14 protein-coding genes are annotated in these 21,289 nt (G+C 69.7%); 6 read left to right on the top strand and 8 right to left on the bottom strand.

Annotated features, from left to right (window positions below; translation table 11 throughout):
- Window positions 1-55: 55 nt before the first annotated feature.
- Both ACWDUD_RS17540 and ACWDUD_RS17535 read right to left on the bottom strand, forming a co-directional pair.
- Window positions 56-664 (bottom strand): YqgE/AlgH family protein, encoded by a 609-nt coding sequence (locus ACWDUD_RS17540; RefSeq protein WP_450110123.1) that lies wholly within the window; start codon window positions 662-664, stop codon window positions 56-58.
- Window positions 665-710: 46 nt separating this feature from the next.
- Window positions 711-1,427 (bottom strand): TetR/AcrR family transcriptional regulator, encoded by a 717-nt coding sequence (locus ACWDUD_RS17535; RefSeq protein WP_450110122.1) that lies wholly within the window; start codon window positions 1,425-1,427, stop codon window positions 711-713.
- A gap of 132 nt (window positions 1,428-1,559) precedes the next feature.
- Between ACWDUD_RS17535 and ACWDUD_RS17530 the strand changes: the two genes are divergently transcribed.
- The 3 genes from ACWDUD_RS17530 (at window position 1,560) to ACWDUD_RS17520 (ending at window position 5,382) form a co-directional block, all read left to right on the top strand.
- Window positions 1,560-2,504: an NAD-dependent epimerase/dehydratase family protein gene (locus tag ACWDUD_RS17530; protein ID WP_450110121.1), complete on the top strand. Its 945-nt coding sequence runs from the start codon at window positions 1,560-1,562 to the stop codon at window positions 2,502-2,504.
- Window positions 2,505-2,543: 39 nt separating this feature from the next.
- Entirely contained in the window at window positions 2,544-3,821 is a 1,278-nt protein-coding gene (locus tag ACWDUD_RS17525) for an MFS transporter (protein ID WP_450110120.1), read from the top strand.
- A 64-nt stretch (window positions 3,822-3,885) separates the two neighbouring features.
- Window positions 3,886-5,382, top strand: coding sequence for a DUF4185 domain-containing protein (locus tag ACWDUD_RS17520; protein WP_450110119.1), 1,497 nt, complete (start codon window positions 3,886-3,888; stop codon window positions 5,380-5,382).
- A 12-nt stretch (window positions 5,383-5,394) separates the two neighbouring features.
- Here the strand turns inward: ACWDUD_RS17520 and ACWDUD_RS17515 are convergent, their stop codons facing one another.
- The 6 genes from ACWDUD_RS17515 to ACWDUD_RS17490 all read right to left on the bottom strand — a co-directional run bounded on the left by ACWDUD_RS17515 (window position 5,395) and on the right by ACWDUD_RS17490 (window position 14,302).
- Entirely contained in the window at window positions 5,395-6,453 is a 1,059-nt protein-coding gene (locus tag ACWDUD_RS17515; protein WP_450110118.1) for a sulfate/molybdate ABC transporter ATP-binding protein, read from the bottom strand.
- Window positions 6,450-7,250 (bottom strand): ABC transporter permease, encoded by an 801-nt coding sequence (locus ACWDUD_RS17510; RefSeq protein WP_450110117.1) that lies wholly within the window; start codon window positions 7,248-7,250, stop codon window positions 6,450-6,452. The genes ACWDUD_RS17515 and ACWDUD_RS17510 overlap by 4 nt, the downstream gene beginning before the upstream one ends.
- Window positions 7,247-8,029, bottom strand: a complete 783-nt coding sequence (modA, locus tag ACWDUD_RS17505; RefSeq protein ID WP_450110116.1) for a molybdate ABC transporter substrate-binding protein — start codon at window positions 8,027-8,029, stop codon at window positions 7,247-7,249. The genes ACWDUD_RS17510 and modA overlap by 4 nt, the downstream gene beginning before the upstream one ends.
- Window positions 8,029-8,433 carry a TOBE domain-containing protein gene (locus tag ACWDUD_RS17500; protein ID WP_307846544.1) on the bottom strand — a complete coding sequence of 135 codons (405 nt, stop codon included), beginning with the start codon at window positions 8,431-8,433 and terminating at the stop codon, window positions 8,029-8,031. The genes modA and ACWDUD_RS17500 overlap by 1 nt, the downstream gene beginning before the upstream one ends.
- A gap of 103 nt (window positions 8,434-8,536) precedes the next feature.
- Window positions 8,537-12,625 (bottom strand): molybdopterin-dependent oxidoreductase, encoded by a 4,089-nt coding sequence (locus tag ACWDUD_RS17495; RefSeq protein WP_450110115.1) that lies wholly within the window; start codon window positions 12,623-12,625, stop codon window positions 8,537-8,539.
- A gap of 222 nt (window positions 12,626-12,847) precedes the next feature.
- Window positions 12,848-14,302, bottom strand: a complete 1,455-nt coding sequence (locus tag ACWDUD_RS17490) for a CCA tRNA nucleotidyltransferase (protein ID WP_450110114.1) — start codon at window positions 14,300-14,302, stop codon at window positions 12,848-12,850.
- A 75-nt stretch (window positions 14,303-14,377) separates the two neighbouring features.
- Between ACWDUD_RS17490 and ACWDUD_RS17485 the strand changes: the two genes are divergently transcribed.
- The 3 genes from ACWDUD_RS17485 to murJ are packed head-to-tail and all read left to right on the top strand — an operon-like array spanning window position 14,378 to window position 21,275.
- The gene (locus ACWDUD_RS17485) at window positions 14,378-14,992 is read left to right on the top strand and encodes an NUDIX hydrolase (RefSeq protein WP_450110113.1); all 615 of its coding nucleotides are present in this window, start codon (window positions 14,378-14,380) and stop codon (window positions 14,990-14,992) included.
- A complete protein-coding gene (locus ACWDUD_RS17480) occupies window positions 14,989-17,340 on the top strand; it encodes a DUF6049 family protein (RefSeq protein WP_450110112.1) in 2,352 nt (783 codons plus the stop codon). Before ACWDUD_RS17485 ends, ACWDUD_RS17480 begins: the two co-directional genes overlap by 4 nt.
- Window positions 17,337-21,275: a murein biosynthesis integral membrane protein MurJ gene (gene murJ / locus ACWDUD_RS17475; protein WP_450110111.1), complete on the top strand. Its 3,939-nt coding sequence runs from the start codon at window positions 17,337-17,339 to the stop codon at window positions 21,273-21,275. The genes ACWDUD_RS17480 and murJ overlap by 4 nt, the downstream gene beginning before the upstream one ends.
- Window positions 21,276-21,289 lie beyond the last annotated feature (14 nt).

The raw sequence follows: 21,289 nt of genomic DNA, 5'->3' as shown, positions 1-21,289 counted from the left end.
GTGCCTTTGTGGCGGCTGGGACCGCCACAAAGGCACACCGGGGCCGAAGGCCCACCTAGTTGCGTTCGACTTCGATGGGGTGCGTCGCGAGCAGGGCGAGCGGCAGAGGCTGGCGGCGCAGGACGCGGGCCCACAGGTCCAGGCGGGCCGGGGCGAGAAGGTCCTGCGGCAGTGCCGACAGGACCATCCAGTCGCGGTTCCTCAGTTCCCCCTCGAGCTGGCCGGCGCTCCAGCCGGCATAGCCCGCGAAGATCCGGACGCCTTCGACGACGGGTCCGACGACCTGCGGGTCGGTGTCGAGATCGATCATGACGACACGTCCGTCGACGCGGCGCACTCCGGGGATTCCGTCGGCGGAGGCGCCGATTCGGAGGGTGCCGAGGCACAGCGCGGAGTCGCGCCGGACCGGGCCGCCGACGAACAGGGCCTTCGGTTCGGCGGAGACCGGTACCCACTGGGGCAGGACCGCCCCGACGGCGGTGTCGCTCAGGCGGTTGAGCACGACACCGAAACTGCCCGATTCGTTGTGTTCGATGATGTAGACGACGGTGCGGCGAAAGGTGGGTTCGACCAGGTCGGTGGCCGACACCAGCAGGCTCCCGGCCCGCACGTTCGGCGTTGTTGCTGCCGTTCGGTCCTCGGGTTCGTCCTGGTGTTGCGCCACTCGGACATCATCCCACTGTCGCCACCCGGACGCCCGTAAGCCCCGCTCACGATTTTGGCGGTCCGGCCCTGAGACCGACCGTCTCGGCGAGGACCGTGAGATGGTGCTCGAAGAGGTCGTCGGGGGCGGCGAAGGTGTTCTCGCCGTATTGCCCGAACACCTCGAAACTCACCGCCCCGAACAGCGAGGACCACAGCAGAATGCCGCGGGCCAGGGCCGCGTCGGGCAGATCGGTGCCCGTTTCGCTGCGGATCCGGTCGAGGTCGGCGTGCAGGCTGCCGGGAATCCCGTCCGGCTCGGGCAGTCGCAGCGTGCCGTCCGCGTAGGCGCTGGTGAGAATCTCGACGAGCCGGGTCACGACGCGGGTGCCGGGTTCGGTGGTGCGCTCGGCCGGCGCGCGGTAACCGGGCACGGGACTGCCGAACAGCAGGGCGTAGCGGGCGGGCTCGCGCAGCGCCCACCGGCGGACCGCGCGGGCGAGGGCGCGGAAGCGTTCGGGCGCGTCGTGCGGGTCGACGACCACGACGGCGTTGTCGACGGCGTTGCCGAGTTCCTCGTAGGCGTCCACGACGAGCAGGGTGAGCAGTTCGTCGCGGTTGGCGACGTAGCGGTAGACGGCGGACGACACGACGCCGAGGTCGCGTGCGACGGCGCGGAGAGACAGCGCGGCGGCGCCGTGCACGGCGAGATGTTCGCGGCCGATGCGCAGGATGTCGGCCATCGTCTGCGCCCGGGCCCGGGCGCGAGGTGTCGTTGCAGCCATGCCTCCGAGCCTGCCCTCGTCCGTGAGCACTGTCAACAAAAGTGAGCAGTGCTCTTGACAGTGCGCATCCGGGGGCGCATGCTCGTTTCAAACGAGAGCAGTGCTCACATTTCGATGCAGAAGGAGAACACCATGTCGAATCTCCAGGTCGTGTGCGGTGCCGGACCCATCGGATGGACCGTCGCCCAGCAGCTCGCCGACAGCGGCCGCCGCGTCCGCGTCCTCACCCGCTCCGGCAGCGGACCGGACCATCCGCTCGTCGAACGCGTCCGCACCGACGTCTCCGATCCGGCCGCCCTCGCCGCCGCGTTCGGCGACGACACGATCACCGCCGTCCACATGTGCATCCACGGCTCCGCCTATCGGGCCGAGGCGTGGGAACGCGAACTTCCGGCCGCCGAACGCACCGTCCTCGACGCGGCCGGAAAGGCCGGAGCGGTCGTGATCTTCCCGGAGAGCCTCTACTCCTACAGCGAGCCCGACCGGGTCATGCGCGAGGACTCCCCGCGCAACGCCACCACCGGCAAGCGCGGCGTCCGTACCCGCCTGCTCGCCGAACGCGCCGCGCACACCACGCCCACGGTCAGCGTCGTCGCGTCCGACTACTTCGGCCCGCGCGCGCTGAACGCCCACGCCGGAGAGCGCATGGTCCCCACGATCCTCGCGGGACGCACCCCGCGGGTGCTCGGCTCGGCCGACGTCCCGCACTCGTTCACCTACGTGCCGGACCTGGCCGCCGCGATGATCGCCGCCGCCGACACCCCCGCCGTGTGGAACACCGTGGTGCACGCACCCACCGCACCGGCCGTCACGCAGCGCGAAATGGTTGCCGCGTTCGCGACCGCCGCGGGCGTACCGGTACCGAAGGTCGGCACCATCCCCGCGTGGGTGCTGCGCGGCGGTGCCCTGGTCAACCGCGACGCACGCGAGCTCGCGGAGATGCTCTACCAGTTCACCGACCCGTTCGTCATGGACTCGAGCCGCAGCGAGGAGGCACTCGGCGTGACGGCCACACCGCTGCCGGTGGCCGCCGCCGAAACCGTGCGGTGGTGGCGCGAGCACCGGGCGGCTGCCTGACGTTCCCACCGCCTCTCGGGCGGGGGATAGTGTCGGGTCGTGCAGGAGTCGAAGCGGCAGGCATTGCGATCCACAGCGACGGCTCTCCGTCACTCACCGGACCTCGCCCGGCTCACCACCGTCCGCTTCGCGAGCCAGTTCGGTGACGGACTGTTCCAGGCCGCGCTCGGCGGGGCGATCCTGTTCAACCCCGAACGGCACGCCGATCCGGCCGCCATCGCCGCCGGGTTCGCGGTTCTGCTGCTGCCGTACTCGGTCGTCGGACCGTTCGCGGGTGCGCTGCTCGACCGCTGGGACCGGCGCCTCGTGCTGCTGTGGGCCAACATGCTGCGCGGCGCATTCATCCTCTCCGCGGCCGCGGTGCTGCTCACCGGCGGGGGAGAGACCGCACTGCTCCTGCTGGCGCTCGCCGCCGTCGGCGTGAGCCGGTTCGTGCTCGCCGGGGTATCCGCGTCGCTACCGCACACCGTGGCCCAATCCTGGCTCGTACCGGTCAATTCCGTGCTCGCGACCGTCGGATCGGGGGTGTCCGCCGCGGGTGCCGCGGTCGCGGTGAGCACCATCGGGATCGTCGGCGCGGGCGACACCGGATCGGGAATCGCGGTCGCGCTGGGAGCGTCCGGATCGGTGATCGCGGCGGTCGCCGCCGGCGGCTTCCCGCGGCACGGTCTCGGTCCGGACGAGATTCTGCCGCGCAGCGCCGTGCGATCCGTCCTCGACGGACTGCACACCGGCGCCGTCGCGGTCTGGCAGGCACCCGGCGTCACCGTCGCGATGATCGGAATCGGCACCCACCGCATCGTTTTCGGCATCGACACCCTGATCATGGTTCTGGTGTTGCGCGAGGGCGGGAACGGCTCCGCGGCCGAAGGGCTCACCGGGTTCGGGGTCGCGGTCGCCGCGACCGCGACGGGCATGCTCGTGGCCGCGATCGTCACCCCGATCCTCCTGCCCCGGGCGGGACGGCCGCGCACGATCACCGGCGCACTGCTGACGGCCGCGATCGTGCAACTGCTGTTCGTCACGCTCCTCACCCAGACGGCGCTGCTCGTCGCCGCGTTCCTCCTCGGTCTCGCCGGGCAGGTCGTCAAGCTCTCGGGTGACGCCGCGATGCAGATCGAGATCGACGACGCCCGGCGCGGCCAGGTCTTCGCGCTCCAGGACACCGTGTTCAACATCGCCTTCCTCGCCGCGATCGCCGCGGCCGCCGTGGTCGTCGCACCCGATGGACGCTCGCCCGCCCTCGCCGTCGCGGGTGTCGGGATCTATCTGGCCGGACTCGCCGGGGTCCTCGCCGTGCGCCGCCTTCGGATGTGAACGGGCCCGATTTGCTAGGTTCTCCTGGTTCAGCACTCGAGTGCAGTTCCGTCAGGAGGCGCCCATGTCCCGTCGCGCGGTGCTCACGTCGCTGGCCCTCGTCTCGCTGACGCTGCCGCTTCTCGCGGTGCCCGCGAGCGCCGAGGGCGCAGCTCCGGTGAACTCGTGCGGGGAGACCGGTTTCGATCCGTCCGCCGAGAAGCCCGGATCCGGCGCGCCGCCGATCGAGATTCCGCGCGTCCTGGAACTGCCGGTGCCGTACCCGGAGTTCGTGCAGGTCGAGGTGCCGGGGCCCGCCCCGGACACCACGCGGGTACCGCAGGCGCCGCTGCCGGCGGATCCGTGCGCGGACCCGTGCCCGGAGACCCTGCCGAAACCGGACAGCCCGATCGGCGGCTCGAGCGGATCCAGCGGATCCAGCAGTGGGTCCTCTTTCCTCCCTCGCATCGAGATCGATCCGCAGCCCGAGACGATCCCCATCCCGGTTCCCGGTGGCGAGGCGCCGCCGCCGCAGCCGGCGCCGGATCCGGTCGCCCCGCCCGTCGAGCCCGGGGCGGCCGTCGCCCGCCTGGGCGCACCCGAGGTGGGCGAGGTTTCCCTGGTGTCGCAGTTGACCGGTCACGGCTCCGAGAACCGCACCGACTCGCGCTGGCAGGTCAACGGCACCGATCTCGGGATCTTCTGGGAATCGGCGCCCGGTGAGGTGGCCGTCGCGTTCGGCGACACCTTCGGCCACGAATGGGAGCCCCCGGGTGGTGCGGGCGGTGACTGGCGCAGCAACGTCCTCGCCTTCAGCACCGACACCGACCTGTCCGACGGCATGACCATCGATTCGATGGTCCAGGACAGCCCCTGCCACGCCGCCGAGATCCTCGATTCGCGGCACGTGCACAACTACGAGACCACCGTCATCCCCACGTCGGGATTCGCCATCGGTGACCGGCAGTACCTCAGCTACATGTCCGTGCGGCGGTGGAGCAAGATCCCCGGCATGTGGTACACGAACCTGGGCGGCATCGCCTGGTCCGACGACCACGGGCAGACGTGGACGAAGGACCAGCACGCCCGGTGGGACAACTTCTTCGGCGTCGGCCGGTTCCAGGTCGCGACGATGGTGCCGCAGGGCGATCACGTCTACATGTTCGGTACCCCCAACGGGCGCATCGGCACCGTCGGGCTCGCCCGGGTTCCCACCGCCGAGGTCCTGAACCCGACCGCGTACCAGTACTGGGTTTCCGGCGAATGGGTGCCTGCTGCAGAACATGTCGCGACGCCACTGTTCGCGGGCGTCGCGTCCGAACTGTCGGTGCGTTACGACGACGAGCACGACCGCTGGCAGATGAGCTACCTCGACCCGGTCGCGGGAAGCATCGTGCTGCGCCAGGCCACCGTCCCGCAGGGGGAGTGGTCCGACCCGTCCGTGTTGGTCCGCACCTCCGACTACCCGAAGGCCTACGGCGGATTCATCCACCCGTGGTCGAGCGGTGACGACCTGTACTTCACGATGTCGGAATGGGACAGCTACAACGTCTACCTCATGCGCGCCCACGTCGGCGGGTGACGGGAAGCGTCGTCACGCGGAGCGGTGAATGCCGATCTCGGTGGCTTTGACGACGAACCACACCTGAGCACCGGGTTCGAGGGCCAGGTCCGCGACCGCGGCGGCGGTGATCTCGGCGGCGAGACCGGTGCCGGCGGCACGGACCAGCACCGTGGCTCCGCGCGCCTCGAGGTCACCGACGGTGACCCGGAAACTGTTGCGGGGACTTCCGTGCGGTTCCTCGGCATACACCGCCACCGCGACGGGTGAGAACACCGCGACCGCGCGGTCGCCGGGCCGGCACCCCTCGTCGACGGTGCCGTGGACGGGACCGAACTCGGTGTCGAGACCGTCGGCTGCGACGGTGCCCGCGACCAGGTTGACACCGGCGATGCGCGCCGCGAACGCGCTCCGGGGTCGGGTGAGAACCTCACGCACCGAACCTGTTTCGACGACGCGGCCATCGTCGATCACCGCGACCCGGTCGGCCAGCGCCAGCACGTCGAGGGGGTCGTGGGTGACCACGAGTGCGGTGCGGTCCTGGTCGCGCAGGATGCGCCGCAACAACGAGCGGATCGCGGGGGCGGCGGTGACGTCGAGCGCCGACATCGGTTCGTCGAGCATCAGCAGGTGCGGCTGTGCAGCGAGTGCACGGGCGATCGCGACGCGCTGGGCCTGACCGCCCGACAACTCGCGCGGCCGGCGATACGCGAATTCCGTGGCATCGACGGCCTCGAGCCAGCGCATCGCCTCGCGGTGGGCCCGCCGCCGGCGCGTACCGGTGCTGCGCGGCGCGAAGGCCACGTTCGCGATCGCCGTGAGATGGGGGAACAGCAACGGTTCCTGCGCCAGCATGGCCACGGACCTGCGGTGCGGCGGCACGTCGACGCCGGCTTCGGTGTCGGTGAGGACGCGGTCGCCGAGGGTGATGCGCCCGGTGTCGGGGCACAACAACCCGGCGACCAGGTTCAGCAGCGTCGATTTCCCGGCACCGTTGGGTCCGAGAACCGCGAGTACACAACCGGATTCGACGTCGACGCTCAGATCGACGTCGCGCGCCGCGATCCGGGCCTCGAGGTGCAGGGCGCTCACAGTGCACCTGCGATGCGTCGTCCCCGCGCGGCGACCACGATCGCGACCGCGACGAGCACGAGCAGCAGCGAGAGGGCCACCGCCGCATCGGGATCGGTCTCGCGCTGCAGGTAGATCTCCAGCGGCAGGGTGCGGGTGACGCCCTGCAGGCTGCCCGCGAACGTGATGGTCGCACCGAACTCGCCGAGCGCGCGAGCGAACGCGAGGACCGCGCCGGACGCGAGGCCCGGGAGCACGAGTGGCAGGGTGACGCGCCGGAACACGGTGGTGGGTCGCGCACCCAGGGTCGCGGCGACGGCCTCGTAGCGACGGCCCGCGGTACGCAGGGCACCTTCGAGGCTCATTACGAGGAACGGGAGGGCGACGAACGTCTGGGCGAGCACGACGGCGGTGGTGGAGAACGCGATCCGGAGACCGAACGCCTCGAAGTACTCGCCGAGCAGCCCACGACGGCCGAACGTGTAGAGCAGGGCGATACCGCCGACGACCGGAGGCAGCACGAGCGGCAGCAACACCAGCGACCGCAGGACCGGAATGATCCGAAACGTGCTGCGCGCCAGGACCGCTGCCATCGGAACCCCGAACAGGACACACAGAACGGTGCTGGCGGTCGCGGTGCGCAGACTGAGCGCCAGCGCCTGCAGCGACGCCTCGGAGGTGACGAGTTCGGGGAACCGCGACCAGTCGACGGCCAGCACCATCGACACCAGCGGCAGGATCACGAACACGCCCCCGACGGCCGCCGGCAGGTAGATCCACCCCGGCAGGCCCGCCCGGCTTTCCGGCCTCGAGGTCACGGCGCTCCGAAACCGGCTTCCGCGAAGACCGTCCGCGCGTCGTCGCCGGTGACGAACTCGAGGAACTTCGACGCCAGCTGCGGATTCTGCGATTCCTCGAGCAGCGCGATCGGGTAGGTGTTCACGGTGTCGGCGGATTCCGGGAACGGCACCGCGGTGACCTTGTCGCCGGCGTTCGTGGCGTCGGTGACGTAGACGAGTCCGGCATCGGCCTGACCGGAGGTCACCTTGCCGAGCACGTCGGTCACCGACGATTCCTCGCTGACCGGTTGGATGTCGACCCCGGTCTGGGTTTCGATCCTGCTCGTCGCAGTGCCGCACGGTACCTGCGGTGCACACACGACGACCTTCAGGCCCGGGCGGGTCAGATCCGCGAACGACGTGATGCCCTGGGGGTTTCCGGGTTCGGTGACGATGGTGAGGGTGTTGGTCGCGAAGTTCACCGGGTCCCCCGAGACCACACCGGCTTCGACCGCCTTGTCCATGTTCGCGGTGTCGGCGGAGGCAAACACGTCGGCGGGTGCGCCCTGGGTGATCTGCGCGACGAGATCGGACGATCCCGCGAAGTTGAATTCGACGGTGCTGCCCGGGTGGGCGCTTTCGAACTGTGTGCCGAGTTGGGTGAATGTCGCCTTCAGCGAGGCCGCGGCGAACACCGTGATCGTCTCGGCGCTCTCCGGGGCGGACGCGGTCGTCTCCGACGCCGAGTCGTCACTCGTGCCGCAGGCAGCCAGTGTCAGAACTGTACCGACCAGGGCGGCAACGATTCTCGCGCGCATCACGACATCCCTCCGGGGGTTTCGACGATGACGGTGGTCGCCTTGACGACGGCCACCCCGATGCTGCCCGGTTCGAGGCCGAGTTCGTTCACCGCTTCGGTGCTCATGAGCGAGACGACGCGGTGCGGGCCGCACTGCATCTCGACCTGGGCCATGACCGTGTCCGCGACGACGCGGGTGACGATGCCGACGAACCGGTTGCGCGCCGAACTGCCGACGCCGAGCAGATCCGGGGCCGCGTCCGCCTGATGCCGCACGAATTCGGCCAGGACCTTGCCGTCGACGACCTTGCGCCCGGATTCGTCCCTGCTCGCCTCGAGCACACCCTGGTCGATCCAGCGGCGGACGGTGTCGTCGCTGACCCCGAGCAGCGCCGCGGCATCGCGGATCCGGAGGGCCGTCACCGTCGGCTCCGATCCGCACCTGACCGAAACACGAGCTCATTCATCCGCACATGCGTCACGGATCTGAGGATATACCCGCGGATGCGGCTACAGTGGATTCCGCTCAGTACACATCGCGGACGTAGCGCTTCTCGGAGGCCAGCTTGTCGACGAACGCGTCGGCGGCATCGGCGTCGAGACGGCCGTGGGTCTGCACGACCTCGCGCAGCGTCGCGTCCACGTCCTTGGCCATGCGGCTCGCGTCACCGCACACGTAGAAGTGCGCGCCGTCCTGCAGCCACTTCCACAACCGGGCACCGTGCTCCCGCATGCGGTCCTGCACGTACACCTTCTGCCGCTGATCGCGGGAGAAGGCCAGATCGAGGTTCGTCAGGAAACCGTCGGAGTGCATCGATTCGATCTCGTCGCGGTACAGGTAGTCGGTGTCCGAGCGCTGATCGCCGAAGAACAGCCAGTTCGCGCCGGTGTGCCCGAGTTCGCGCCGGTCGTGCAGGAACGCGCGGAACGGGGCGATGCCGGTTCCCGGCCCGACCATGATCATCGGGGTGTCCGAGGCGGAGGGCGGACGGAAATGCGGGCTGCGCTGCACGAAGATCGGGATGTCGACGCCCTTGCTGTGGTCGGCGAGGAAACTCGAGCACACACCGGCGCGTTCGTGCCCTTCGTATGCGTACCGCACCACCGAGACGGTCAACTGGACCTCGCGCGGATCGGTCTTGGGACTCGACGAGATCGAGTACATGCGCGGCTGCAGCCGGGTGAGGATGGGCATCCACTCCTCGATCGGGGCCTTGAAGGGGAACTCCGAGATCACGTCCATCGCCTGCTTGCCGTACAGCCACTGCTGCAGTTCGATCTTGTTGCCGGGACGGAGCAGCTTGCCCAGTTCCGCACTGTCACTCTGCTTCTGGACGAATCGCAGAAGGTCCTTCGTCACGCGGGTGATGTCGAGGAATCGGGTGGCGGCCTCGCGCAACGGGATCGTCGGCATGTCGCCGAGTTCGATCGGCGATTCCGGGTCGAGCGCGGTCACCTGAAGCCACTCGTCGACCGTGCCCGGGCCGTTCGTCGGCATCACGCCGAGGGCGTCACCGGCCTCGTATTCGAACGCCGGGTCGTAGAGTTCGAATCCGAACTGCCGCACGTCCTTCGACGATCCCGGACCGCTGAGCGGCACGTTGCGGGTCAGCCGGGTCACGAGCGGGGACTTGCGGGTGAACACGGGTTCGCGCACCGCGACCGGCGCGCCGCCCGAGATGCTTCCCGACGTCCCTGTTCCCCGGAACATCTCCTCGACGCCGTTGAGCCACGCGAAAGCGGCGTCCTGGTAGTCGGGTTCGCAGTCCACGCGCTCGGTCAGCCGGGTCGCGTCGAGTTCGGCGAGCCGCTCGTCGATCCGGCGACCGTGCCCGCAGAAGTCGTCGTAGTTGGAATCACCGAAAGCGAGCACCGCATAACGTGTTCCGGGAAGCTTCGGCGCGTCCTCCCGGCTCAGCGCCTTCCAGAACGCGCTTCCGTTGTCCGGCGCGTCGCCGTCGCCGAACGTGCTGGTGATGACGAGCAGATCCTCGATCTCTGCGAGCGAGGCGACGTCCATGTCGTTCATCCCCATCAGGGTCACGGCTCGGCCGGCCGCTCGGAGACGGTCCACGCACAGCTGCGCGAACTCCTCGGCGTTGCCCGTCTGCGAGGCCCAGGCGACGACGATCGCGGAGGACGAATCTTCCTCCAGCACCGTGGAATTCGAGTACCGCACCGCGACGGGAGCGTGCGAGAACAGGCCCGCGAGCAGCCCGTCGAGCCACACCCGCTTGGCGGCCGGGAACGGCGCGGACTCCGGCAGCACCGGCACCACCTCGGCCGGCGCGTTGCGCAGTCCGGCGAGCAGCCCGGCCAGATAGAGCTGCTCGTTGCCGTCGAAGACCGGCACGGCCTGTTCGTCGATTCCGAGGGCCGCGGCGAGACGATCCACGGCCGGCGCCGTCTGCACCTCGGGCTTCTCCGGTTCGGGAGCCGAGGCGACCTTCGTCAGCGACACCGCGCACACCTTGAACTCGGGTTGCTGCGAGGCCTGGTCGATCGCGTCGTTGGTCACCGCGTTGATCGCGAGGTATTCGCCGTAGATGTCGTTCCAGTGGAACGGCGCGAACACCGTACCGGGCAGCACCCGGTCGGTGACCACGGCGGGCAGCACGGCCCGGCCGCGACGCGACGCGATCTCCACCCGATCGCCGTCGACGATCGAATACTGCTGCGCATCAACGGGATTGATATCGACGAACGGATTCGGATTCAGCTTCTCGAGCTTGGCGACCTTCCCGGTCTTGGTCAAGGTGTGCCATTGGTGCTGCACACGCCCGGTGTTCAGGACGACGGGGTAGTCGTCGTCGGGCATCTCGGCGGGCAGCATGTGCGGGCGCGGGAAGAACACCGCCCGCCCGTTGTCGGTCGCGAACGCCAGGCGCGGCACCGAGCCGTCCTCCCGGACGACCAGCGATCGGCTGTTCCCGTCGTTGAGATAGCGGATGGGGTTGCGGTCGCTGTCGGCGTTCGGCGGGCAGGGCCACTGCACGGGCGTGTTGCGCAGCTGCTCGTAGGTGACGCCGCGCAGGTCGTACCCGGTGCGCGGATTCCAGAAGGCCTTGAGTTCCTCGAAGATCTCCTCGGCACTCGAGTACGTGAAAGCCTCGGCGTAACCCATCTCGCACGCGACCCGCGCGATGATCTCCCAGTCCGGCATGGCCTCGCCGACCGGATCGACGGCCTGCTGCAGGAGGGTCAGGTTCCGTTCCGAGTTCACCGCGACGTACTCGGATTCGGCCCACAGGGCACCGGGAAGCAGGATGTCGGCATACGCGTTGGTCTCGGTTTCGAGGAACACGTCCTGTGTGACGACCAGTTCGGCCTTCTCGAGACCCTCGAGAACGGTTTTCCGGTTCGCGACGCTGGCAACGGGATTGGTGCAGATGATCCAGCACGCCTTGATCTCGCCGGCCGCCATCTTCTCGAACATGTCCACGGTGCCGCCACCGACGGTGGTGCTCAGCGTGCCGCGCGGAACGTTCCAGACATCCTCGACGAACTCCCGATCGGCCTCTGCGAGCACGGTGCGCTGCCCCGGAAGACCCGGCCCCATGTAGCCCATCTCGCGCCCGCCCATGGCGTTCGGCTGGCCGGTCAGCGAGAACGGGCCGCTGCCGGTCCGGCAGATCGCGCCCGTCGCGAGGTGCAGGTTGCAGATGGCGTTGGTGTTCCAGGTGCCGTGAGTGCTCTGGTTCAGCCCCATGGTCCAGCAACTCATCCAGTTGCCGGCCTCTCCGATCCACTGCGCGGCGGTGCGCAGATCCGCCTCGGGGATCCCGGTGATCTGCGAGACCGTCGCGGGCGGGTAGTCGGCGAGGAACTCGGGCATCGCGTCCCAGCCGTCGGTGAACTCGGCGACGAACTGCTCGTCGACGTGCCCGTTCTCGACGATCAGGTGCAGCAACCCGTTGAGGAGAGCCAGGTCGGTGCCCGGCTTGATCTGCAGGAACAGATCCGCCTTCTCCGCGGTCGCACTGCGCCGCGGATCGACGACGATGAGCTTCGCGCCGGCCTTGACGCGGTCCATCATGCGCAGGAAGAGGATGGGATGGCAGTCGGCCATGTTCGAGCCGGTCACGAAGAACACGTCGGCGTGGTCGAAGTCCTCGTACGAACCGGGCGGACCGTCCGAGCCGAGGGACTGCTTGTAGCCGGTGCCGGCACTGGCCATGCACAGCCGCGAGTTCGATTCGATGCGGTTGGTGCCGATGAACCCCTTGGCGAGCTTGTTCGCCAGGTACTGCGCCTCGAGGGACATCTGGCCGGACACGTACAGCGACACCGCGTCGGGGCCGTGCGTGTCGACGATGCTCCGCAGACGCCGCGCGGTCTCGGTGATCGCCGCCGCGACCGGAACGGGCACGGGGTCGGCGCCGCGTTCGCCGCGGCGGTACGCGGTCTCGAGCCGGCCACCGGCGGCCAGCATCTCGGCGCTGGTGGCGCCCTTCGTGCACAGCCGGCCGAAGTTGGTGGGGTGGTCCTTGTCGCCGTATGCCTTCAGGACACGGCGTGTGCCCGTCACGGCGTCGGTCTCGACGTCGAGCACCATGCCGCAGCCGACACCGCAGTAGGAGCAGGCAGTCTTGACCGTCGTGATGTCGCCCCGCATTGCACCGCCCCTCGAGTGAACAGGCCGTCCGATTCCGGCCGCGTTCCATGCTGCTGATGCGGTGTTGCGGGGGCATTAACAGGGATGAGTCCCCCGTGACATCTGGCTCACGAAATCAGGGGAGACCGGGTGAGGTACCCGAAACAGTCCCGAACTGTCACGATTGTCCGGCTCGGCCGGAGTCGTAATTGTCCGGCTCGGCCGGAGTCGCGACCGCCCGGCTCAGCCGGCGGTCTGCTCCGCCCACCACCGCCGCAACTCGGCCTCCGCCTCGTCGGGCCCGAGCGGACCGCGGTCCAGGCGCAGTTCCTTGAGGTAGTTCCAGGCCTTGCCGACCTGCGGACCGGACCGAATCCCGAGGATCTCCATGATCGCGTTCCCGTCGAGGTCGGGACGGACTCTGGCCATGTCCTCCTTCTCCGCCAGCGCGACGATCCGCTTCTCGAGGTCGTCGTAGGTCGCCTGCAACGCGGCCGCGCGACGCTTGTTGCGTGTCGTGCAGTCCGCGCGCACCAGCTTGTGCAGCCGCGGCAGCAGATGCCCGGCGTCGTGCACGTACCGGCGCACCGCCGAGTCCGTCCACTGTCCCTTGCCGTAGCCGTGGAACCGCAGGTGCAGGTAGACGAGCTGCCCGACGTCCTCGACCATCTGCTTCGAATACTTCAGGGCCTTCATACGCTTGCGCACGAGCTTCGCGCCGACCACCTCGTGGTGGTGGAAGCTGACCCCGCCTCCCGGCTCGTTGCGCTTGGTGCCGGGCTTGCCGATGTCGTGGAGCAGCGCCGCCCAGCGCAGCACCGGGTCCGGGTCGCCGTCCTCGAGGTCGATGGCCTGCCGCAGCACCGTCAGCGAATGCCAGTAGACGTCCTTGTGCTGGTGGTGTTCGTCGATCTCGAGTTTCATCGCGGGGATCTCCGGAAGCACCCGGTCCGCGAGTCCGGTCTCCACCATGCACTCGATGCCGTCGACCGGGTAGTCGCCGAGAATCAGCTTGTCGAGTTCGGCCTGCACCCGCTCGGGGCTGATACGCAGGATCTCGTCGGCCATCTGCTCGATCGCCGTGTGCACCCGTTCGGTGAGGGTGAAGCCGAGTTGCGAGACGAACCGGGCCGCGCGCAGCATCCGCAGCGGATCGTCGTGGAACGAGTCCTGCGGCAACGCCGGCGTGTCCAGGACCCCGGCGAGCAGCGACTCCATTCCGCCGAGGGGGTCGACGAACTCCCCGACGCCGTCGGGTCCGATGCGCACCGCCATCGCGTTGACGGTGAAGTCCCGGCGGACGAGGTCGTCCTCGAGTCGCGTGCCGTACTCGACGATGGGATGCCGGGAGACGCGGTCGTACGCGTCGGTCCGGAACGTGGTGATCTCGATCTGCTCGACACCCTTGACGGCGCTGACCGTCCCGAAATCGATGCCGGTGTCCCACTGGTGATCGACGAATCCGTGGAGCAGTTCCTGGACCCGGGTGGGATGCGCATCGGTGGTGAAGTCGAGGTCGGTACCGAGGCGGCCGAGCAGGGCGTCGCGGACGCTGCCACCCACCAGGTACAGCTCGTGGCCGGCGGCGGCGAAACGCTCACCGAGCGGCGCCAGCACGTCGGACAGGGCACGCAGCGTGACATCGGCGCCGGCCAGCAACCGGGTGCGCCGATCGGCATCTGCGGAGGGAGAGTTCACGTCTTCGAACCTTACCGAGGCGGGCAAACGCGTGGTTCGGCCGGCAGCCACCTCACGCCAACTACTATCGACAAGGTGTCACCCGCCGAACGTGCCAACCGGAACCGCCGCAGCTCGCGGCGGCGTGGCGGCAGCGGCGGATCAGCCGTCCGCTCGGGGGCGAACCCCGCCAAATCCACGGCGAATCCTGCCAAACCCCAGTTGAGGACGGTGCGCGAGACGTCGGCCGGGGGACTGGTCGTCGACGGGCTCGGTGGCCCGCCCGAGCAGCTGTGCGCTGCGCTGATCGGCCGGACCGACCGGCGCGGCCGGCTGCTGTGGTCGCTGCCGAAGGGGCACATCGAGAAGGGCGAGACCGCCGAGGAAACGGCCATGCGCGAGGTCCACGAGGAGACGGGCATCCGCGGCAAGGTCCTCGCCGAGCTCGGCAGTATCGACTACTGGTTCGTCACCGAAGGCCGCCGCGTGCACAAGACCGTGCATCATTATCTGCTCCGCTACCTCGGTGGCGAACTGTCCGACGCGGACATCGAGGTCACCGAGGTCGCGTGGGTGCCCCTGACCGAGCTGCGGTCGCGGCTCGCCTATGCCGACGAACGCAAACTCGCCGACGTCGCGGATCAACTGATCGCCGAGATGACCTCCGCGTGGCGGCTCGGCACCGGCGGACCGGAGGCCCGTCTCGGATGACCCTGATGATGCACCGGGCCGGTGCTGCGGTGCTTGTCGTGCTCGCACTCGTGTTCGCGACGATCGGCGGCACCGTGATACTCGGGACGCTCGGCGGAGCGACCGCACGCGCCGATACCGAGTCCTCCCGATTCCTGGAACTGCTCATCGACGAAGTCACCCCGTCCGTCGTGACCGACGGCAGCGAACCGGTGGTGAAGGTGTCCGGGACCGTGCGCAACATCGGCGACCGGGACGTCTCGGACATCGCCGTGCGGTTACAACGCGCACCGATGGTCGCCGATACGACCGAACTGCGCACCTCCCTCACCCTCGACCAGAGCGGCTACGACACGGTCGGCGAATTCGAAGCGGTCGACGACCTGCTCGAACAGGGCGAGGAAGAACACTTCAGCCTGGAGATGCCGCTGCGCTCGGCGGCCGAACCGTCGCTCGGCATCGACACGCCCGGCGTGTATCCGCTGTTGGTGAACGTCAACGGCACCCCCGAGTACGGCGGGGAGGCGCGGCTCGACGACGCCCGGTTCCTGCTCCCGGTCCTCGCGGTGCCCGACGACGGCGAGGACCTTCCGCCGGTGTCACCGACGCAGGGCGATCCCGCCGTCGTGACGATGCTGTGGCCGCTGGCCGACGAGCCGCGGCTCGCGGCGGGGGTGGCGGGATCCGTCACCGACCCGGTGCGGTTGGTCGACGACGAACTGGCCACGTCCCTCGCGTCCGGCGGCCGCCTCGACGGTCTGCTGAGGGCCGCGGAATCGGTGGCCGGCGCCGACCAGGGCCGGCTCGGCGGGGCCCTGTGCCTGGCGATCGACCCGGACCTGCTGGTGACCGTGGCGAACATGACGCGGGGCTACCTCGTCGTCGACGACCCGGCCGATCCGCTGGGTGACGCGAGCGACGGCGCAGGCACCGAGGCGGCGATCGACTGGCTGGCCCGGCTGCGCGCCCTCGCATCGTCGACGTGCACCGTCGCGGTGCCGTTCGCCCAGGTCGATCCGGTCGCGCTGGCCGATGTCGCCGCGGCGTCGCCCGCGGGTGACACGCTCGCCGCGGCGGGGCTCACCGCGCCCGCCGACATCGTCGACAACATCCTCGGCGTCACGTCGATGCGGGGCGTCGTGTGGCCGGATTCCGGTGTCCTCACCGAGAAGGCCGGGCTGCTGCTGGCCCAGGACGGCCCGGTGACCACACTTCTCGCCGACAGCGGGGTCGACACCTCCTCGGCCACACCGTCCGTCACGCGCGTCTCGGGCGTGGACGGACTCACCGCCGCACTCTTCGACAGCTCGGCCGCCGCGGCGCTCGCCGCCGTCGGGGACCGCCCGTCGACGCCGTCCTTCGTGCCCGAGTCCGCGCGCTACGAACTCGGGGAGGATTCGGCGACCGCTCGCCTGCAGGACGCGCTGGGCGCTCTGGCGTGGCCGGCGCTGAACGGATCGGACGCGAACGGGTGGGAGGACGGCACGGCGAACCGTTCCGTGCTGTTCGCGCCGCCGCAGACGTGGACCCCGACCGAGGACGAGGCCACCGACATGCTGTCGCTGCTCGAGACCCTCATCCGGGCGGGGCTCGCGGTGCCGCGTCCGTTCGAGCAGGTCGTCGGGGCCGCGGCGGCGACCGTGAACGCCCCGGAGACCGTGCTGCTGTCGTATCCGGAGCAGGCGATCGTCGACGGTGCGTCGAACGTGGTGGTGGGGCACGCCGCCGAACAGGCCGGGCGACTCGACGCGCTGCAACTCGCGCTGGTCGAGGACCCGCAGGCCCAGCTCACCCCGCAGATGTTCATGGCTCCGCTGCGCGAGGACCTGCTGCGGTCGATGAGCCTGGCCGGTCGCCGGGGACCCGATCCGGGAGCGGCCGAACACGCCGCCTACACGCGGTCGAGGGCCGTCAGCGACGCAGTGGACGGGATGTTCGCGGGCGTGACGGTCCTCTCACCCGGCGGTGTCTACACGCTGACCTCGGAGCAGAGTCCCCTAGTCTTGGTCGCGCGCAACGATCTGCCCGTGGGCATCACCGTGCGGTTGCACGTGGACGCGCCCCCGGAGATGGAGATCACCGACATCGGGCCGACCCAGCTGCCGCCGCGCGGGAGCCGCACTCTCACGGTGCCCACGCAGATCAGCGACTCGCGGAAGCTCGGTGTGGAGTTCGCGCTCACCACCGAGTCCGGTTTGTCTCTCGGCACGCCGACGAGTGTGACGGTACGTTCCAATGCGTACGGCCAGATCCTCGCCATCGTCACCGGCTGTGCGGGGGCGCTCCTGCTGTTCCTTGCAGGGCGGCGACTCCTGCACCGGTTCCGCGGTGAACCGGATCCAGCCGACGAAGGGTACGAGAAGCGATGACCGGGAACCCGACCCGCGACGGTCGCGCGACGCCCATGCCCGGCGGCGCGTCGGCCGAGGCAGAGGCCGTGTCGACCCGAGCTGTCTCGACCGAGGCCGTGTCGGCCGATGTTGCGGATTCCGGCGCCGCCTCCGAGTCCGCCGTTTCCGAGTCACGGAAGACCTCCGGTCTGCTCGCCGCATCCGGCTCCATCGCGATCGCGACACTGATGAGCCGCATCACCGGGTTCTTCAAGCAGGTCCTGCTGCTGACTCTGCTCGGTGCGGGTGTCGCGAGTTCGTTCACGGTCGCGAACCAGATCCCGAACATGATCTCGGAGCTGGTGCTGGGCGCCGTGCTCACCTCGATCGTCGTGCCGGTGCTGGTCCGCGCGGAACGGGAGGACCCGGACGGCGGTGCGGCCTTCGTCCGTCGTCTGTTCACGATGTCGCTGACGGTCCTGGCCGTCGCCGCGTTGTTCGCGACCGCCTCGGCCTCGTTCCTGGTGACCCGGTTCTTCCTCGACGCGGACGGCGAGGTCTCGACCACGCTGACGACGGCACTGACCTATCTGCTGTTGCCGGCGATCCTGTTCTACGGCCTGTCCGCGCTGCTCACGGCGATCCTGAACACGCGGCAGGTGTTCAAACCGGGCGCCTGGGCGCCGGTGCTCAACAACCTCGTCGTGCTCGTGGTGCTGGTCCTGTACTTCGTGCTGCCCGGCGAGATCACGCTCGATCCGGTGCGGATGAGCGATCCGAAGCTGCTTCTGCTCGGCATCGGTGTCACGCTCGGTGTCGTCACCCAGGCACTGTCGCTGGTGCCGGCGCTGCGGCGCGAGAAGATCAGCCTGAAGCCGCTGTGGGGCCTGGACGACCGGCTGCGGCAGTTCGGCGGCATGGCCGCCGCGATCGTGCTGTACGTGCTGATCAGCCAGGCGGGAACGGTCTTCGCCACCCACATCTCCTCCGGTGCCGACGAGGCCGGTCCGGCGATCTACAACAACGCGTGGGCCCTGCTACAGCTGCCGTACGGCGTGCTCGGCGTGACGCTGCTGACCGCGATCATGCCGCGGCTCAGCCGCAACGCCGCCGACGACAACACCCCGGCCGTCGTCGACGACCTGTCCGTCGCGACGCGTCTGACGATGATCGCGCTGATCCCGATCGTCACGTTCTTCACGATCGCGGGACCTCAGATCGGCACCGCCCTGTACGGGTACGGCAGCTTCGGCTCCGTGAACGCCGACCTGCTCGGGCAGGCGGTGAGCTGGTCGGCGTTCACGCTGATCCCGTATTCGCTGGTCCTGATCCACCTGCGGGTGTTCTACGCGCGCCAGCAGGCGTGGACGCCGACGTGGATCATCCTGGGGATCACGGCCGTCAAGGTCGTCCTGTCGGCTCTCGCACCGGCCCTGGCGAGCGACAACGAGCACGTGGTGCTGCTGCTCGGTGTCGCCACCGGCATCGCGTTCACGGTCGGCGCGTGCATCGGCGGTTTCCTGCTGCATCGGACGCTCGGCAATCTGCAGATGTCGAACGTCGGCCGCACCGTCTGGAACGTGGTGATCGCGTCCGCCGCGGCCGCCGCGGCGATCCTGCTCGCGGACCGGTTGCTGCAGCTCGACGCGTTGAGCGAGCGTTTCGGCGGCATCGGATCGATCGTCCGGGTGGGCATCACCGGGGTGCTGATGATCCTCGTCGCGCTGACGGTGATGTGGGTGCTCAAGGTGCCCGAAGTGCTCGCGATCGTCGCCGCGGTCCGGCGCAAGGTCGAGGCGCTGCGCGGTCGCGGCGCCCCCGAGGTCGCCGAGGTCCCCGAGGCCGACCCGACCCGGGTGCTGCCGGCGAATCCCCCGGCCGCGCCCCGCCGCCGCTACCCGGAGAGCGACGCCGAGAAGACCGTCGTACTGCCGCGCCTCGATTACCTCTCGTACGGCGGTTCCCCGTACGACGCGATCACAGAAGTCATCCCTGTCATCCGGGACCGGCCTGGGGAACTCGATGCTCAGCAGCACCTCCCGTACCCTGGTCACCAGCAGGTTCGGCCCTCGCGGTACGGGTTGCAGCGGTTCCCGGGTCCGAGCGGTGCCCGTTTCCGCGCGCCAGGTGGACGAGTCGAAGAAGAAGGAGTCAGGGTGAGCGACGACCACGCTGCCGGCAAGTCCACGATCGATGCTGCCGTCCCCCCGGAGGCGAACGCTGCACCGGCGGACGAGTCCGCCGCGGCGAAGAACGCGCAGGCCACGCCGCCGGAGGGTGTCGCGAAGCCGAACCCGTCGACCGACCGGGTCCAGCCCCCCGCGCCGAAGAGCGCCGCCCGTCCGAAACGCGACCCCAACTACGACACCGGGGTCATCCCGATCGGGTCGCCGCAGCTTCCCCCGCTGCGGGTCTCCGGTTCGGCACCGCGGGCGCCGATGCGTGGACCCGAGCTCATTCCGGGTGCCTCGGTCGCCGGTGGCCGCTATCGACTGCTCGCCCCGCACGGCGGTGCCCGGGGGCTGCGGTTCTGGCAGGCCCAGGATGTCAAGCTCGACCGCGAGGTGGCGCTGACGTTCGTCGACGCCGAGCAGCAGTCCGCGAACGTCACGGGCCCCGACGGACCGCAGGCCATCCTGTCCCGCACGCTGCGTCTCGGCCGGATCAGCTCGCCGGGTCTGGCCCGCGTCCTCGACGTGGTCCGCGGCAGCTCGGGCGGCATCGTCGTCTCCGAGTGGACGCCGGGCCGGTCGCTGCGGGAGATGTCCGGGACCGAGCCGTCCCCGATCGGCGCGGCCCGTGCCGTGCGCGCGCTCGCCGCGGCCGCGGAGGCCGCCCACCGCGCCGGCAGCGCCCTGTCGATCGACCATCCCGACCGCATCCGCATCAGTGTCGCCGGCGACGCGGTCCTCGCGTTCCCCGCCACGTTCGCCGACTCCGACGCGGTGTCCGACGTGCGCGGCCTCGGCGCCGGCCTGTACGGGCTGATCACCGGCAGGTGGCCGCTGCCCGACGTGGCGGCGTCGGGAGCCCCCGCACCGGCGGGCGGAACCATCGGCGGCATGGCGCCGGCCGACCACGGTGCCGACGGCGCGCTCGTCGAACCGCGCGCGTTGCGGCCCGAGGTGCCCTTCGAGATCTCCGCGGTCGCGGTGCGGGCGCTCCAGAACGACGGCGGGATCCGGACCGCGGCGACCGTGCAGCACATCCTCGACCAGGCTTCGGTCGTCGACCAGAAGACGGACATGATCCCGGCGTTGCGACTGGGACAGCGGGCGGCCGCCGAGGCACACGCACTCTCCGATCCGGAAGCGCTCGCCGAGAAGAAGAAGCGCTCCGAGCGGATGCTCATGGCGCTCGTCGGACTGGGCATCACGACCGTGGTGCTGCTCGCGCTGATCGGCTGGTGGATCGCGAATCTCCTGGCCGGCGGCAGCTCCGACGAACCGCTCACGAGTCAGGAGTTCGGGCTCACTCCGACCGCGGAGACGCCCGCCCCCGAAGCGGCGGCACCGGCGGAGGAACCGGCCCCGGCCGGCCCGGTCTCGGCTACCTCGGTCGAGGTGTTCTCGCCGCAGGGCACTCCGGACTCGCCTGCGACGGCGTCCCTTGCCATCGACGGTGATCCCGGCACACAGTGGAGCACCGACGCGTACTTCGATCCGTTCCCGTCGCTCAAGAACGGCGTCGGCCTGATGTTCGGTCTCGCCGATCCGGTAGCGCTGCAATCGGTCTCGGTCACCACGGACGATCCGGGCACCGTCGTCGAAATCCGCAGTGCGCCTTCGGATCAGGCGTCGCTGGATCAGACGCAGGTGATCGGTTCGGCCACTCTGGGTTCCGGTACCACGGAAATCCCGATCAGCGCGGAGGGCAGGACGTCGAACGTGCTGCTGTGGATCACCGACCTCGCCACCAGCGGCGGCAGCAACAAGAGCACGATCGCCGAGGTCACCTTCACCGCAAGCGAATAACCGCTTCGCTCACC

The organism is Rhodococcus sp. NPDC003382 (genome assembly GCF_053589135.1).
Note: the sequence above shows the minus strand (reverse complement) of the source record. Positions and strands in the feature narration are given on the sequence as shown.

Bases quoted from the DNA above. Each gene is read 5' to 3' on its own strand.
- murJ (WP_450110111.1), top strand. From the start codon at position 17,337: ATGACCGGGAACCCGACCCGCGACGGTCGCGCGACGCCCATGCCCGGC.
- ACWDUD_RS17495 (WP_450110115.1), bottom strand. From the start codon at position 12,625: ATGCGGGGCGACATCACGACGGTCAAGACTGCCTGCTCCTACTGCGGT.
- ACWDUD_RS17520 (WP_450110119.1), top strand. From the start codon at position 3,886: ATGTCCCGTCGCGCGGTGCTCACGTCGCTGGCCCTCGTCTCGCTGACG.
- ACWDUD_RS17480 (WP_450110112.1), top strand. From the start codon at position 14,989: ATGACCCTGATGATGCACCGGGCCGGTGCTGCGGTGCTTGTCGTGCTC.
- ACWDUD_RS17535 (WP_450110122.1), bottom strand. From the start codon at position 1,427: ATGGCTGCAACGACACCTCGCGCCCGGGCCCGGGCGCAGACGATGGCC.
- ACWDUD_RS17530 (WP_450110121.1), top strand. From the start codon at position 1,560: ATGTCGAATCTCCAGGTCGTGTGCGGTGCCGGACCCATCGGATGGACC.
- modA (WP_450110116.1), bottom strand. From the start codon at position 8,029: ATGCGCGCGAGAATCGTTGCCGCCCTGGTCGGTACAGTTCTGACACTG.